The organism is Streptomyces sp. NPDC025793, assembly GCF_055558375.1.
On record NZ_JBVHMR010000008.1, the window covers coordinates 156,975 to 169,659 of the forward strand.

A 12,685-nucleotide genomic window follows, 5' to 3' on the forward strand; every position below is an offset into this window, starting at 1 on the left:
CCCTCACGCGGCGCCGTTGAACGGAGAGTGCGGCAGCTGGTCTGCCGCCGCACTCTTTCCGAGCAACGCATAAGGAGAACGTGATGTCTCGCATCGCGAAGGCAGCCGTCGTCGCTCTCGGCACCGGCGCCGTGGTGATCGGTGGGGCCGGCCTGGCCCTCGCCGACGCGGGAGCCGAGGGCGCGGCCGTCGGTTCCCCGGGTGTCGCGTCCGGCAACGCGATCCAGGTCCCCGTCCACGTCCCGGTCAACGTGTGCGGGAACACCGTCAACGTGATCGCCCTGCTGAACCCGGCCTTCGGCAACACCTGTGTCAACGTGAGCGAGACGGGCAAGCAGGGCGACCCCGGCTACGGCGACTCCAACGACGGCCACTGATCAGGCCGACGAGCAGGATCGTCCGACCGGCACGACCGTCCGGTCCGCGGACACCCAAGAGCCCCGGCACACACTCCGAGCGCCGGGGCTCTTCCCCTGCCCGCGGGCGGACGCATGCGTACCGGTGGATCCGGCTCAGGTCCTCCATCTGGTCCGGGGTCTCGTCCCACGGCGGGAGCTTCGCGTACCGGCCGACGGCCCGACCGTGCCGGTCGCCGGCCGCACCGGGCGGCTCGGCCGGGAGGCAGCGGTACTCGCGGTGCGCCCGCTGCCAGCTCTGCCCGCGCTGCCACCGCAGGACGATGAGAGCGTGGTGCGGCCAGAGCACCGGGGCGTGGACCGACGTGCCGCCGAGCATCGCGCCGCCGACCGAGCGGTGCGCCGGTTACGGGTGTGCAGGCAGGCGCTGCCGCCGCCCCGCCCCCGCCCCTCCCGCGCGTCGCGAAAGCCCCTGGTGACGGTCGAGTCGAGTCCCGGGGCGCACGTCGTGGACCGGACCGTCGAGCGCCCGTTGGATGTCCCTCCTGGTGGTCGATGGTCCAGCGGCCCGCCGCGTGCGCGAACGCCCCGGTCGTACGTCACCTGCCGGTCGGAGCACCGCCCGTTGCCGCCGGGCAGGTCCTTCGTCCGGGGCGCCGAGGCCGTCGTACGGTCGCGGGTCCAGTCCCGGTACGGCACCGTCACCGTCACCGAGGAGTCGACGCGGCGCAGCGCCCGCTCCGGCTTCAGCTGCCGTACGCAGCGGCGGTGCCGGGGCGGGAAGGACGGTGCCTTGTGCGCGATGCGCAGGCCGGTCTCGCCGATCGGGGGTGGAGCGGTCGATGCGTGTGCGCGAACTCGTCGCACTCGCCGCGCCGTTCGAGCTCCAGCACGGCGTTCACCGACCGGCGCCGCTCGCTCGCTCGCTCGCGCTGAGCCTGCTGACGTCCTCACCCGGGTACGCCATGCCAACCCCCCGCCACCGTGTCCTCCATGCCGCCCATGGCCCCCGTCCCCGCGTCGCCGGCGCCCATCGGGCCCGGCGCCACGTCCTCGCGCAGCCGCTGGCCGGGGCCCATCTCGTCCACGGCCGCCCGGGTCGCCTCCAGCGGCGTGCGGTACGACGTGTAGTGGTCGACCATGCTCAGCCAGGTGCCGTCCGCCCGCCGCATCAGATGCAGCGGGCGCCCGTCGATGACGATCCGCCAGTCGTCCTCGTCCGCCCCGCTCACCGCGGCCGGCACGAGCACCCCCTGGATGCGGCGGCCCCGGTACACCTCGTCGAAGGAGGTGCCGTCGAAGGCCCGCACCGGGGGTGTGGGCCGGGAGGCGGCGACGACCGGGGCGAGCGCCAGCGCGGCGGCGGAGGCCAGCAGCCCCCGGGCCGCCTCTCTGCGCGACGTTCTCGCCGGCCCCGCCTGCGCACTCGACCCCTGCCCCGCGCCCACCGCCACTGCGCCCGCATCGACGACCATCGCTCGCTCCCTGGGGATTCGGTTGTCCGTGTCCGGACAGCCATGACCGGATGTCCGTACCGGCTAACCGGCACGGGGCGCGGAGGGTCACCGCACTGGGGCCATCCGGTGGGGAGGAGCAGGGCCGGACGGGCACCGACGGTTGTGGCGCGTACGGGGATGCGGGGCGTGCGGGGGCCTCGGGACGGCGGCGCTACAGTCCCGGCCCGGTGGACAGGTCCCCGTTCGTGACCGTCTGGAGGACCGGGGCGATGACGCCGAGGGCGGGCTCCTGGAGGGACGGGAGGCCGTGGTTGGCGACGCTGGGCCGGGTCAGCGGGGCGTCCATGGCCACGCCGGGGGTCATGGTGCGCAGGGGGTTGGCGGGCAGGGTGACGCCGACGTGGTCGGCACCGCCGCCGAGGACGTCCGGGACCGGGGTGCGCAGGTGGGCACCGGGCAGGGCGCCGTTGAACGGCACCTCGGGCAGGGTGCGCTCGGGCATCAGGTGGCCGGGGACGAAGCGCGGGCCCTCGGGCGGGGTCGGCATCAGCAGCGGCACCGGCACCTCCAGGCCCGCCTGCGGCACCTCCGTGCCGAGGACCCTGGAGGCTCCGTCCAGTGGCACGGGGACGGGGACCGTGCCGACGGCGGCTGCGGGGGTGGCTGCGGCACCCACGGCGGCCGCGACGCCCGTGAGGACGGCGGCAAGGGTTCCTCGGGTGGTCGACTTCATGTCAGGTACGGTCCCTTCCAGGATGCGGGAGTTCGGCGTCCGTACCGCGTAACGAGCCCGAAAACCGCTTCTGTTCACAATTCGCCCGGCTGCCGTAATTGCCCTAACAGTCGACTTGTCCACTCTTCAGCTGGTCCAGAAGTCCCACCAGCGGGTCAGGATCAGCATGCCGATCACCCCGATGTGCAGCACCGGGAGCGGCCAGGTGAACTCGTCGAGGAACCGCTTCAGCCAGGCGGGCGCGGGCAGGTAACCGTGGGTGACGACCAGCGAGGTGGCGTACCAGAACATCAGGATCGTGGCGGCCCAGGCCAGGCAGCACCACAGGCACAGCGCGTCGATCCGGTACAGGGACTCGAACTGGAGCCAGGAGACGAACCCGACGCCGAACAGGCAGCCGGCCTCGAACAGCAGCCAGTACCAGCCGGGGAAGCGGGCCCCGGCGATCAGGCTCATGCCGACGCACACGACGACGCCGTAGGCCACCAGGCCCAGCATCGGGTTGGGGAACCCGAAGACCGAGGCCTGGGGGCTCTTCATCACGCTGCCGCAGGAGACCACCGGGTTGAGGCTGCATCCGGGGACGAAGCGCGGGTTCTGGAGCAGCTTGAACTTGTCGAGCGTGATGACCCAGGAGGCGAGCAGCCCGGCCGCCCCGGTGATCACCAGCAGCAGCCCGAGCCCCCTGTCGCCGGCCAGGGCCCTCGGCATCAGCGCCGCCTGCTGGTGGCCGGCAGCACGATGTGCGCGGCGGCGTTCAGGGTCTCGTCGGCGCCGGCGAAGGCGGCGAGGCCGGCCGCCTCGACGGTCCTGCCGGGCCGGCCCTCGGGCCAGGCACGGGTGGTGAACACGAGGCAGGCGCAGCCGCGCTCCTTGACGGCGGCGAGCCAGTCCGGCGGCGCGTCGGCCTGGGCGACCAGCTGCGGCATCCGTACGACGGCCTGGCCGGCCTCGACGTGCGGGCTGACGGGCAGTCCGGGCCGGTCGTTGCCGTCGACCAGATCGCCGCCGACCGGCAGTTCGTTGTCGGTCAGCAGGTGCTCGACCGCGGCCGCGGTGATCTGCGGGCCGCCCTCGGCGTCTCCGAGGGAGTAGGCCGGCAGATACGGCATGTCGCCGCGGTCGGGGGCCTCACCGCTCCAGGCGAGCAGGACGAGCGTGCCGAGGTCGGCGGGGCGGAGGGCGCTTGAGGCCGAGGTCACCGCGCGACCGTATCGACGCCTCCGCGGTCCGCCGGGCGGCTGCTCACCCGTCCGGACCACTGCCCCGCCCACCGCTCCACACGATCGGGGGAAGGCGGTGACAAGGGATCGGCGCCGTTCGCCGGCGATCGCCCGAGTCCGGGCGGCGACGTCCACCGCCCAGGCAGGAGCCCGGTGAGCACTCGGTGCGGAGGGGCACGGGCTGTCGACGCGGGCGGCGAGAGCGTGGCCGCGGGCACCGGGAAGTCGTCGCCAGACCCGGTCCAACGCCGAAGCCCCCGTTCCGCGCACCGGCCCGGACCTCACCGCACACGAACCGACGACCCGCGGGATACGGGTCTACTGGGGCAGGCCGCCGAGCAGCGGGGTGTGCTGGTTCACCGCGCCGGTGGCGCCCTTGACCGTGTGGAGCATGGAACCCTTGCTCTCGGTGTCGAGCGCGTCCGACTGGTGCTGGAGCGGCATCGAATCGTCGAGGGTGATCGAGCCCTTGGAGAGCTGGTTGACGGCGCCGTTGAGGGTGGGCGTCACGTCGGTGGCGGTGTAGGCGAACGCGGGCGCGGCGACGCCCACGAGGGCCACGGATCCGGCAACGACAGCGGCAGCCTTCAGGGACTTCATCGTGTTCCTTTCTTCGGCAACTCACGTCACCCGGGGATTTCTGACGCCGTGCCTAACGACATCCGGCCGGACCGGAAACCCCGCACCGAGAAGACATATGAGATCCCCCGGGATCCCCGGGGGACGACGCGTGGGAAAAGCGCTCGGCCGCCGCACCCGGAGGTACGGCGGCCGGGGTGTGTCCGTGCCCTGGACTCAGTGGGCCGAGGGCTGGGACTGCGCCAAACCCCCCACGGTGCCCAGGACGCCGCCGAGCGTGCCGGTCAGCAGGTTCACCAGGCCGGACACGACGCCGGAGGCAAGCGACACCACCGTGGACAGGCCGGAGGTGACCGCCTTCAGGAGCTTGGCGACTCCGCCCTGAAGGCCGTTCAGCTCATCGTCTCTGAGGTCGCGGGTCGAGGACGGCTTGGCGTCGGTGAGCTTCGCGGCGGCCGGATGGGCCGGGGCCGCGGGAGCCACAGGCGCCGCGGGGGCCGCGGGGGCCGCGGGGGTCACGGGAGCCGCCGGCTTCGCGGGCGCGCCGGGTGCGAGGGGCGTCGCGGGTGCCGTCGGTTTGACCGGAGGCAGCAGGGCCGGGTCGGCCTGCGCGGCGGAGATGGCCTGCTGGGCCGCCTCACCGAGCTTCTTGGCCTCGTCGGCGTCCAGCTTGCCCTTCGTCAGCGACTCCTTGACGAGGTCGATGACCGGCTGGAGGACGGTTCCTGTGCCGTCCAGGACTCTGACCTGGACGAGCAGTTGCTCCGCGCTCGGCGCGGGGGAGCCGGCGGTGCTGTGGGTGCGGCCCGTGTCGGCGGCGACGGCGGCGGGGCCGACGACACCGACCAGGACGGCGGCACAGAGGACAGTGGACGCTACGCGCAGCGTGGGCAGAGCACGCATGGGGTTCCTTTCGGCGGACATGAGGGAGCCCACAAGGGGGCCTGAGCTCACCGTCCGTGCGCCGATCGCGCTCTGCAACCGCGCGGACGCCATTCGTGATCACCTGTGATCCGTCCGGCGGAAGGCGAAAACCGGCCGTCCGTGCCGCGGCGGACGCGCGGGGCGGACGGCCGTCCGAAGGGGTGCGCCCCGGCGTCAGTCGTTGACGCAGATGTTGCCGGCCGCCGGGTTCAACGCACCGATGACGTTGACGGTGTTGCCGCAGAGGTTGATCGGCACGTGGATCGGGGCCTGGAGAAGATTGCCCGCCAGCACGCCCGGCGAGTTCTTGGCGATGCCGATCGCGCCGGCGTCGGCAGAGGCCGCGCCGGCGGCGCCGGCGACAGCCGCGACAGCGGCGCAGGTCAGGACCAGACCCTTCGCGATACGCGACATGGAGAGGTACTCCTTGGGAATCGAGACGAACATCCGGGCGGACACCCGGCCTTGTGTCAACGCGACCTGGACGCCGGGAGTTGTGCCGCCAATGGTGTGATGTAAGCAAAGGTACTTCCTTTCACACTTCCGACACACTTGTCCATTTTCTTCAGATTTCCCCGGATTAATACATATAGCGACTAGAGTTGCGGATCTCTCCAGCACATGCGAAAGGGCACCGCCGCTCATGCGCAAGTTCCTGGGTCCGCCGCTGTGCACGACGACGGGCGCCCGGCTCACGCCCCCCGCCGGGCCCCGGCGTACGCGGGTCGCACGCGGCGGCTCCGTCACGCCGGCGGACGACGCGACGAACGCCACGACCAGCGAACCGGGCACCGCACCCGCCCGGCGGACCTGCACCTACCCCAACGCGTTCGGCCACGGCAGCGACGTGTGCGATCCCGGACCGGCCCTGCCGGGCGGCGGTGACCCGCCGAGCTCACACCTCACCCCCCAGCCGGACGCGGCATGGGCCGGTGTGCTCCTCGCCGCCGCGGACGCGCAGGCGTGAGGCGCGTTCCCGACCACCGTCCCGAGCGCCCCCTGCGAACGAGGAATCCCACCCATGCACCAGTCAGCACCCGCCCCCCGGCCCCGGGTCCTGCACCTCGCACAACCCGTCGACGGCGGGGTCGCCCGGGTCGTCCTTGACCTGGCGCGCGTCCAGCTCGCGGCGGGCCTGCACGTCACGACGGCCTGTCCGGACGGCGAACTGGCCGACGGACTACGGGAGGTGGGCGCCGACGTCCGCCGTTGGCAGGCCGGCCGCGCCCCGGGCCCGGGGCTGCCGGGTGAGGTACGACGCCTCGTACGGCTGATCGACCGGGTGCGGCCCGAACTGGTGCACGCGCACAGCGCGAAGGCGGGCCTCGCGGGCCGGCTGGCCGTACGCGGCCGGATCCCGACCGTGTTCCAGCCGCACGCCTGGTCGTTCGAGGCGGTCGGCGGCACCACCGCGGCACTCGCGCTGCACTGGGAGCGGTGGGGGGCGCGCTGGGCCGACCGGGTGGTGTGCGTCAGCAAGGCGGAGCGCGAGACCGGGCTGCGCGCCGGTGTGCACGCCGCGTACACGGTCGTCCCGAACGGCATCGACACCGAGCGCTTCGCCCCGGGGCCCCGCACCGCGCCCCTCCCGGCGTCCGACCCCGCGGCGCCCGTCGTGGTCTGCGTCGGCCGGCTCTGCCAGCAGAAGGGCCAGGACGTCCTGCTCCGGGCCTGGGCGCGGGTGCTCGACGCGGTGCCGCGGGCGAGGCTCGTGCTCGTCGGAGACGGTCCGGACCGGGAGACGTTGAGGCACCGGGCGCATCCGTCCGTCCATTTCGCCGGTGCCGTCGGCGACGTGGTGCCCTGGTACCGCGCCGCCGACCTGGTCGTGCTCCCCTCCCGCTGGGAGGGCATGGCGCTGGCGCCGCTGGAGGCGCTGGGCTGTGGCCGGCCGGTCGTGGTCACCGACGTCGACGGCGCCCGCGAGAGCCTGCCGCCCGCCCTCGCCGCACGCTGTCTGGTCCCGCCGGAGGACCCCGCGGCACTGGCCGGGGCGATCGCCGCGCTGCTGTCCGACCCGCCGCTGCGCGCCGCGCTGGGCGAGTGGGGACGCCGGCACATCCTGTCCACGCACGACGTGCGGCACACCGCCGAGCGGATCTCGGACGTCTACCGCGAACTCCTCGACGCGCGCACGGAATCACGTCCGCGCGTGCCCTCCGAGTGCAGGGAGTCCATCCACCCGTGACCGCGGAAAGAACCGTCCCCTCCTCCGGGGCGCACCCCTGGGATCCCGGGCTCCCGGCCGTCTCCGTCCTGCCGGCCCGCGCCGCCGGCGGCTTCCGGTTCCCGCCGCGGCGCCCGCCCGCCCGGCCCGCCTCGCCGCTCCCGCTGCTCGCCGCCGACCTGCTCGCGGCGCTGGCCGGCACGGCCGCGCTGGACGCGGCCGCGCGCCGGCCGCTGCTGGTCACCGCGCTGGTCTCGGGCGCGCTGCTGCTGCGCCCGCACGCGGCTCGGCTCGTGCCCGGCGTCCTCGACGAACTGCCCGCGGTGTGCGGGCGGATCGCGGTGGCCTGGCTGGGCCTCGCCGCGCTGCTCGCCACCTACACCCCCGAGCTCGCGCTGAGCGCCCGCACGCTGCTGCTCTGCTGGGCGCTGCACGCGGCGGCGGCCTGCGCGGGCCGGGGCGCGGTGCACTGGCGCCGCCGCGTGGCGCTGCTGCGCCGCCCGCGCACCGCCCTGGTGATCGGGCCCGCCACGACCGCGCAGCGGGTGGCCGCCGCGCTGCTGCGGCACCCGCGCTGCGGGGTGCGGCCGGTGGGCGTCGTCACCGACCGGCCCGACGGCGGCCACGGCGGGCTGCCGGTGCTGACCAGCGGCGAGGAGGTGGAGCGGGCACTGATCCAGAACGGGGTGCGGACCGTGCTCACCGTCGACCCCGCCGTACGCACCGGGCAGGGGCCGCTGCTGCGGGCGCTCGCCGAGTCGGGGTGCACGGTGTGGGAGCTGGACGCGGACTCGCCGTCGTACGAGATGCGCGACCAGCTCGCCGGGTTCGGGCTGCGGCGCCTGGAGCTCGGCTCGCGGCGGCGCGGCAGTGCCGGCAAGCGGCTGCTGGACGTGGTGGTCGCCGGGACGATGCTGGTGCTGGCCGGCCCGGTGCTGCTGGCGTGCGCGGTCGTGCTCCGGGTCACCGACGGGCCCGGCGTGGTCTTCCGGCAGGAACGCATCGGCATGGACGGCCGCCCCTTCACGCTGCTGAAGTTCCGCACCCACCGCCCGGCCGACGAGCACGAGGCGGCCACCCGGTGGAGCGTGGCCGGTGAGCACCGGATGAGCCCCTTCTGCCGGTTCCTGCGCCAGACCTCGCTGGACGAGCTGCTCCAGCTGTGGAACGTGCTGCGGGGCGACATGAGCCTCGTCGGACCGCGCCCCGAACGGCCGTACTTCGTCACGCAGTTCAGCCAGACCTACCCGGGCTACGCGGCCCGTCACCGGATGCGCACCGGCATCACCGGGCTCGCCCAGATCCACGGGCTGCGCGGCGACACCTCCATCGAGGACCGGGCCCGCTTCGACAACGCCTACATCGACAACTGGTCGCTGTGGCGGGACGTCTGCGTCCTGCTGCGCACCGCGGCCGCGCTCGTGCGCTCGACGGGGAGCTGACCGATGGCCCTCGCTTCGCCGCTCGCCCGCCCCTGGCGCAGCGCTCCGGTGCTGCCCGTGACGGCCGTGGTCGCGCTGCTCGCGCTGCCGGCCGACCCCGGCGCCGAGGGCGGCGCGGGCCCCGCCGACGCGCTGTCCGCGCTGGTGGTCGCCTACTGCGCCGTACGACTGCTGCGCGACCGGGCCCGCCCGCTGTCCCGCCTGGCCGCCGTCCTGCTCGGCCTGCCCGTGTTCGGCGTCTCGCTCGCCGCGCTGCACGCGGTCACGCCGGGCACCGGCATCGCCGGGCTCGGCCGCTACCTCCAGATCTTCGTGCTGGTCCCGGCGGCCGTGGTGCTGCTCGTGCGGGACCGCCGGGACCTGCGGCTGCTGTCCTGGTCGTTCGTGGCCCTCGCGCTGTTCCAGGGCGCGATCGGCGTGCACCAGTACGTCACCGGCACCGGCGCCTCCTACCAGGGCCAGGACATCCGCGCGGTCGGCACGTTCGGGTCGTCGGACGTGATGGGCATGGCGACGGTGGTGTGCTACGGGCTGGTCTGCGCGACGGGCCTGGCGCTGGGCCGTGGCCCGGTGCGCGTCCGGGCCGCGGCCACGGCGTGCGCCCTGGCCCTGCTGCTCCCCCTCGCGCTGTCGTTCAGCCGGGGCGCCTGGATCGCCACGGCCGTCACACTCACCGCGCAGCTGGTGCTGGCCGGGCTGCGCAGGGCGCTGCGGGCGGGGGCGGTGGCCGCGGCCGCGTGCGTGGTCCTGGTGGGCGGGTTCGGGATGGGTACGACGATGCTCCAGGAGCGGTTCGACAGCATCACCCAGGTGGCCGACGCGCCGGACCAGTCGGTCACCGACCGGTACACGATGTGGGCGGCGGCCGTCGACATGTGGCGCGCGCACCCGCTGACCGGCGTCGGTCTGAAGGGCTTCCCCGAGTACCGCGACGGACACGCCTCCCTCGCGCTGTCCTCCGGCAGCGACACGGAGGGCGCGGGCGCGGCGTTCCGGCGTCAGCCGCTGCTGTCCCCGCACAACATGTACCTGCTGGTCCTCGCCGAACAGGGCCTGATCGGCCTGCTCTGCCTCGTAGGCGGCTGGCTGGCCCTGCTGGTGTGCGCGCTGCGCGGCCTCTCGCGCAGCCGGGCACCCGGCGGCCACGGCCTGGACTGCGCCCTGACCGCGTGCGGCCTGCTCGTCTGGCAGCTGGTCGACTTCGCCTACGCCGACATCGGCGGCCCCTCGACCGTCCTGACGGCGGTGTGCTTCGGCCTGGTCGCCTGGTGGGCGCTGGCCGGAACGGACGCCGCGGACGGCACCGCCGACGTACCGGGCGGGACCGGCACACCCACGAGGCGGGGAACGACGACGGGGAAGGCGGCCCTGCGATGACACCGACCACACGAATGCCCTGCGGGCCGCGATGCCGGGTACGGGGGGGAGTTCGGGTCCGGGTACGGGTACGGCACCGGGTGCTGGTTCGGGCTCGGCACGAGGGGCGGGTTCGGTGCCAGGGGCGGGGGCGGATCGGATGACGGCCCCGAGGATCGAGGACGCACCAGGCCCGGAGACCGGCCCGGGACCGGCGCCGGCACCGGGAACTGACGCGGGACCAGCGCCGGTAACGGACACGGGACCGGGACAGGGGACCGGTGCGGGGCCGGTGCCGGGGACCGGTGCGGGGCCGGTGCCGGGGACCGGTGCGGGGCCGGTGCCTGAGGTCGGACCAGGGCCGGTACCGGATCCAGCCACCGGCACACTCGCGCTGCCGGTGGCCCGGTCGGGCAACGCTGCCGGGCCGGAACCGGCGGCACCTGCCGCTCCCGGCCCGTCCGACGCTTCCGGCTCCGCCGATGCCCGATCCGCGGCATCCGCCGGCTCCGGGACCGCCGATGCCCGCCCCCCGGCACCCGCCGACTCCACGTCGGCCGACGCCGGATCCACCGCGTCCGCCAACCCCGGCTCCACCGACACCACCCCCACCGACACCGTCCCGTCAGCCGTACCCGACACACCGCCATCCGGCGGTTCCCCGGCCGCCGAGCCTGCGCAGCAGACCTGCGGGGGGCACGTTCCGCCCACTCGGCGGTTTCTCGCGCGGGCCGCGTTGGTCACCGCGTCCCTGTCCGTCGCGGCGGCGTTGCTCGGGCTGGTGCGGGATCAGGCGCTGGCGCGGTTGTTCGGGGCCGGGCGGGACACCGACGCGTTCCTGGTGGCCTGGACCGTGCCGGAGTTCGCGGCCACGCTGCTCATCGAGGACGGGCTGGCGTTCGCGCTGATCCCGGCGTTCAGCAGGGCGCTGGCCCGGCGGGCGCAGGGCGTGCCGGGGGATCCGGTGCGCTCGCTGGTCGCCGGGACGCTGCCGCGGCTGGCACTGGCGTTCGCGGCGGTCGGCGGACTGCTCGCGCTGGCCGCCCCCCAGTTCGTGGCGGTGCTGGCGCCGGGCCTGCCCGATCCGGAACTCGCCGTGGACTGCACCCGTCTCACCGCGACCTGCGTGCTCAGCTTCGGCCTCGCCGGATACGCCAGCGCGGCCCTGCGCGCCCACCGCCGCTTCCTCGCCCCGGCCGCGATCTACATCGCCTACAACCTCGGCATCGTCACCTCGATGTACGCGCTCGGCGGCCGCTGGGGCGTGCGCTCGGCCGCGGTCGGGGTCGCGGCGGGCGGTCTGCTGATGGTGCTGTTGCAACTGCCGTTCTTCGTACGCGAGTTGCGCAGGAGGAACAGGACGGAGGACGCGGCGCCGAAGGCGGCGGACGGGCCTGGTGCGCTCGCGGCGCCCCTGATGGCGACCGTCCTGCTCTTCGCGCTGTGCCGGCAGTCGCAGGTGCTGATCGAGCGGTACTTCGCCTCCAGCCTGCCCGCCGGGGCGATCTCGCACCTCAACTACGCGCAGAAGGTGGCGCAGATCCCGATGTCGCTGTCGCTGATGCTGTGCACGGTCACCTTCCCGGTGGTCGCGCGGGCGCTGGCCGAGGGTGACATGGAGCGGGCGCGAGCCCGGGTGGAGCGGGATCTCGCGTTGGCCGCGACACTGGTGCTGCTCGGCGCCGCGGCGGTGACGGCCTGTGCGCCGCAGCTGATCCAACTCCTCTTCCAACGCGGCGCGTTCACCGCCCATGACACCGCGGCGACCGCCGAGGTGATGCGGGTCTACGCGCTCGGGCTGCTCGGCCAGACGCTCACCGGCGTCCTGGTCCGCTCCTACTTCTCGGCGGGCCGCGCCACCTGGTACCCGCTCGCCGCGATGGGCGCCGGGATCGTCGTGACGTCCTGGATCGCCGCCTGGACGGTCGGCACCTGGGGCGTCACCGGGATCGCCGCCGCCAACGCCACCGGCATCACCGTCACCGCCGCCCTGCTGCTCGCCGGGATGCGCGCCCGCAGCGTGCCCGTCCGGACCCCGGGCGTGCTGTGCGAGCTGAGCCGGCCGCTGCGGGCGGCCGGGGTCGCCGCCCTGGCCGGGGCCTTCGTCGCCCGGCTGCCGGGGTCGCCGCTCGCCGGGCTCGCCGCCGGCGTCACCACCGTGACCGTCGTGTTCGTCCTGCTCGGCCGGGCCCTGGGCGACCGGGCACTGAGCGCTGTCGTCTCGTTCCAGGCCGCTCGGCGACGCCTGGCACGCACTCCCCCGCAGGCGGCACCCCCGGCCGCGTCGCCGAACCGCCCGAGCGGCTACGTCACGCGTGCGCTCCGGCGCCTCGGCTCGCACGCGTCCCCGCTCTCGGCCTGGCTCGACCGGGGAGACTCCGGGACGCCGCCGAGCCCCCCTCCGGACGTACGCCGGGAATGAGACGACAGGACCGCGCCGCCGCCCTC

Annotated in this window: 14 protein-coding genes; 6 read left to right on the top strand and 8 right to left on the bottom strand. The window is 74.6% G+C overall.

Going from position 1 to position 12,685, the window contains the following annotated elements:
* The first annotated feature begins 83 nt into the window (after positions 1-83).
* Entirely contained in the window at positions 84-377 is a 294-nt protein-coding gene (locus tag ACZ4MF_RS18085) for a chaplin (RefSeq protein ID WP_467492959.1), read from the top strand.
* A 135-nt stretch (positions 378-512) separates the two neighbouring features.
* On the opposite strand, the gene ACZ4MF_RS18090 is transcribed toward ACZ4MF_RS18085, so the two are convergent.
* The 8 genes from ACZ4MF_RS18090 to ACZ4MF_RS18125 form a co-directional block, all read right to left on the bottom strand.
* Positions 513-1,310 carry a tyrosinase family protein gene (locus tag ACZ4MF_RS18090; RefSeq protein ID WP_467492960.1) on the bottom strand — a complete coding sequence of 266 codons (798 nt, stop codon included), beginning with the start codon at positions 1,308-1,310 and terminating at the stop codon, positions 513-515.
* Positions 1,307-1,831 (bottom strand): tyrosinase family oxidase copper chaperone, encoded by a 525-nt coding sequence (locus tag ACZ4MF_RS18095; protein ID WP_467492961.1) that lies wholly within the window; start codon positions 1,829-1,831, stop codon positions 1,307-1,309. The genes ACZ4MF_RS18090 and ACZ4MF_RS18095 overlap by 4 nt, the downstream gene beginning before the upstream one ends.
* A 193-nt stretch (positions 1,832-2,024) precedes the next feature.
* Positions 2,025-2,546, bottom strand: coding sequence for a hypothetical protein (locus tag ACZ4MF_RS18100; RefSeq protein WP_467492962.1), 522 nt, complete (start codon positions 2,544-2,546; stop codon positions 2,025-2,027).
* 126 nt (positions 2,547-2,672) lie between these two features.
* Positions 2,673-3,257 carry a vitamin K epoxide reductase family protein gene (locus ACZ4MF_RS18105; RefSeq protein ID WP_467492963.1) on the bottom strand — a complete coding sequence of 195 codons (585 nt, stop codon included), beginning with the start codon at positions 3,255-3,257 and terminating at the stop codon, positions 2,673-2,675.
* Complete coding sequence (locus ACZ4MF_RS18110) at positions 3,257-3,748, bottom strand: DUF5949 family protein (protein ID WP_467492964.1); 492 nt, start codon at positions 3,746-3,748, stop codon at positions 3,257-3,259. Before ACZ4MF_RS18110 ends, ACZ4MF_RS18105 begins: the two co-directional genes overlap by 1 nt.
* Before the next feature lie 339 nt (positions 3,749-4,087).
* The gene (locus ACZ4MF_RS18115; protein WP_467492965.1) at positions 4,088-4,369 is read right to left on the bottom strand and encodes a hypothetical protein; all 282 of its coding nucleotides are present in this window, start codon (positions 4,367-4,369) and stop codon (positions 4,088-4,090) included.
* A 195-nt stretch (positions 4,370-4,564) separates the two neighbouring features.
* Positions 4,565-5,251, bottom strand: coding sequence for a hypothetical protein (locus ACZ4MF_RS18120; RefSeq protein WP_467492966.1), 687 nt, complete (start codon positions 5,249-5,251; stop codon positions 4,565-4,567).
* Between the two features lie 195 nt (positions 5,252-5,446).
* Positions 5,447-5,686, bottom strand: a complete 240-nt coding sequence (locus ACZ4MF_RS18125) for a chaplin (protein ID WP_467493088.1) — start codon at positions 5,684-5,686, stop codon at positions 5,447-5,449.
* A 229-nt stretch (positions 5,687-5,915) separates the two neighbouring features.
* On the opposite strand from ACZ4MF_RS18125, the gene ACZ4MF_RS18130 reads away from it, so the two are divergent.
* The 5 genes from ACZ4MF_RS18130 to murJ all read left to right on the top strand — a co-directional run bounded on the left by ACZ4MF_RS18130 (position 5,916) and on the right by murJ (position 12,659).
* Positions 5,916-6,239: a hypothetical protein gene (locus ACZ4MF_RS18130; RefSeq protein WP_467492967.1), complete on the top strand. Its 324-nt coding sequence runs from the start codon at positions 5,916-5,918 to the stop codon at positions 6,237-6,239.
* A 54-nt stretch (positions 6,240-6,293) separates the two neighbouring features.
* Positions 6,294-7,460, top strand: a complete 1,167-nt coding sequence (locus tag ACZ4MF_RS18135; RefSeq protein ID WP_467492968.1) for a glycosyltransferase — start codon at positions 6,294-6,296, stop codon at positions 7,458-7,460.
* A complete protein-coding gene (locus tag ACZ4MF_RS18140; protein ID WP_467492969.1) occupies positions 7,457-8,881 on the top strand; it encodes a sugar transferase in 1,425 nt (474 codons plus the stop codon). Before ACZ4MF_RS18135 ends, ACZ4MF_RS18140 begins: the two co-directional genes overlap by 4 nt.
* A 3-nt stretch (positions 8,882-8,884) precedes the next feature.
* Positions 8,885-10,258, top strand: coding sequence for an O-antigen ligase family protein (locus ACZ4MF_RS18145; RefSeq protein WP_467492970.1), 1,374 nt, complete (start codon positions 8,885-8,887; stop codon positions 10,256-10,258).
* A 379-nt stretch (positions 10,259-10,637) separates the two neighbouring features.
* Positions 10,638-12,659, top strand: a complete 2,022-nt coding sequence (gene murJ, locus ACZ4MF_RS18150) for a murein biosynthesis integral membrane protein MurJ (RefSeq protein WP_467492971.1) — start codon at positions 10,638-10,640, stop codon at positions 12,657-12,659.
* Positions 12,660-12,685 lie beyond the last annotated feature (26 nt).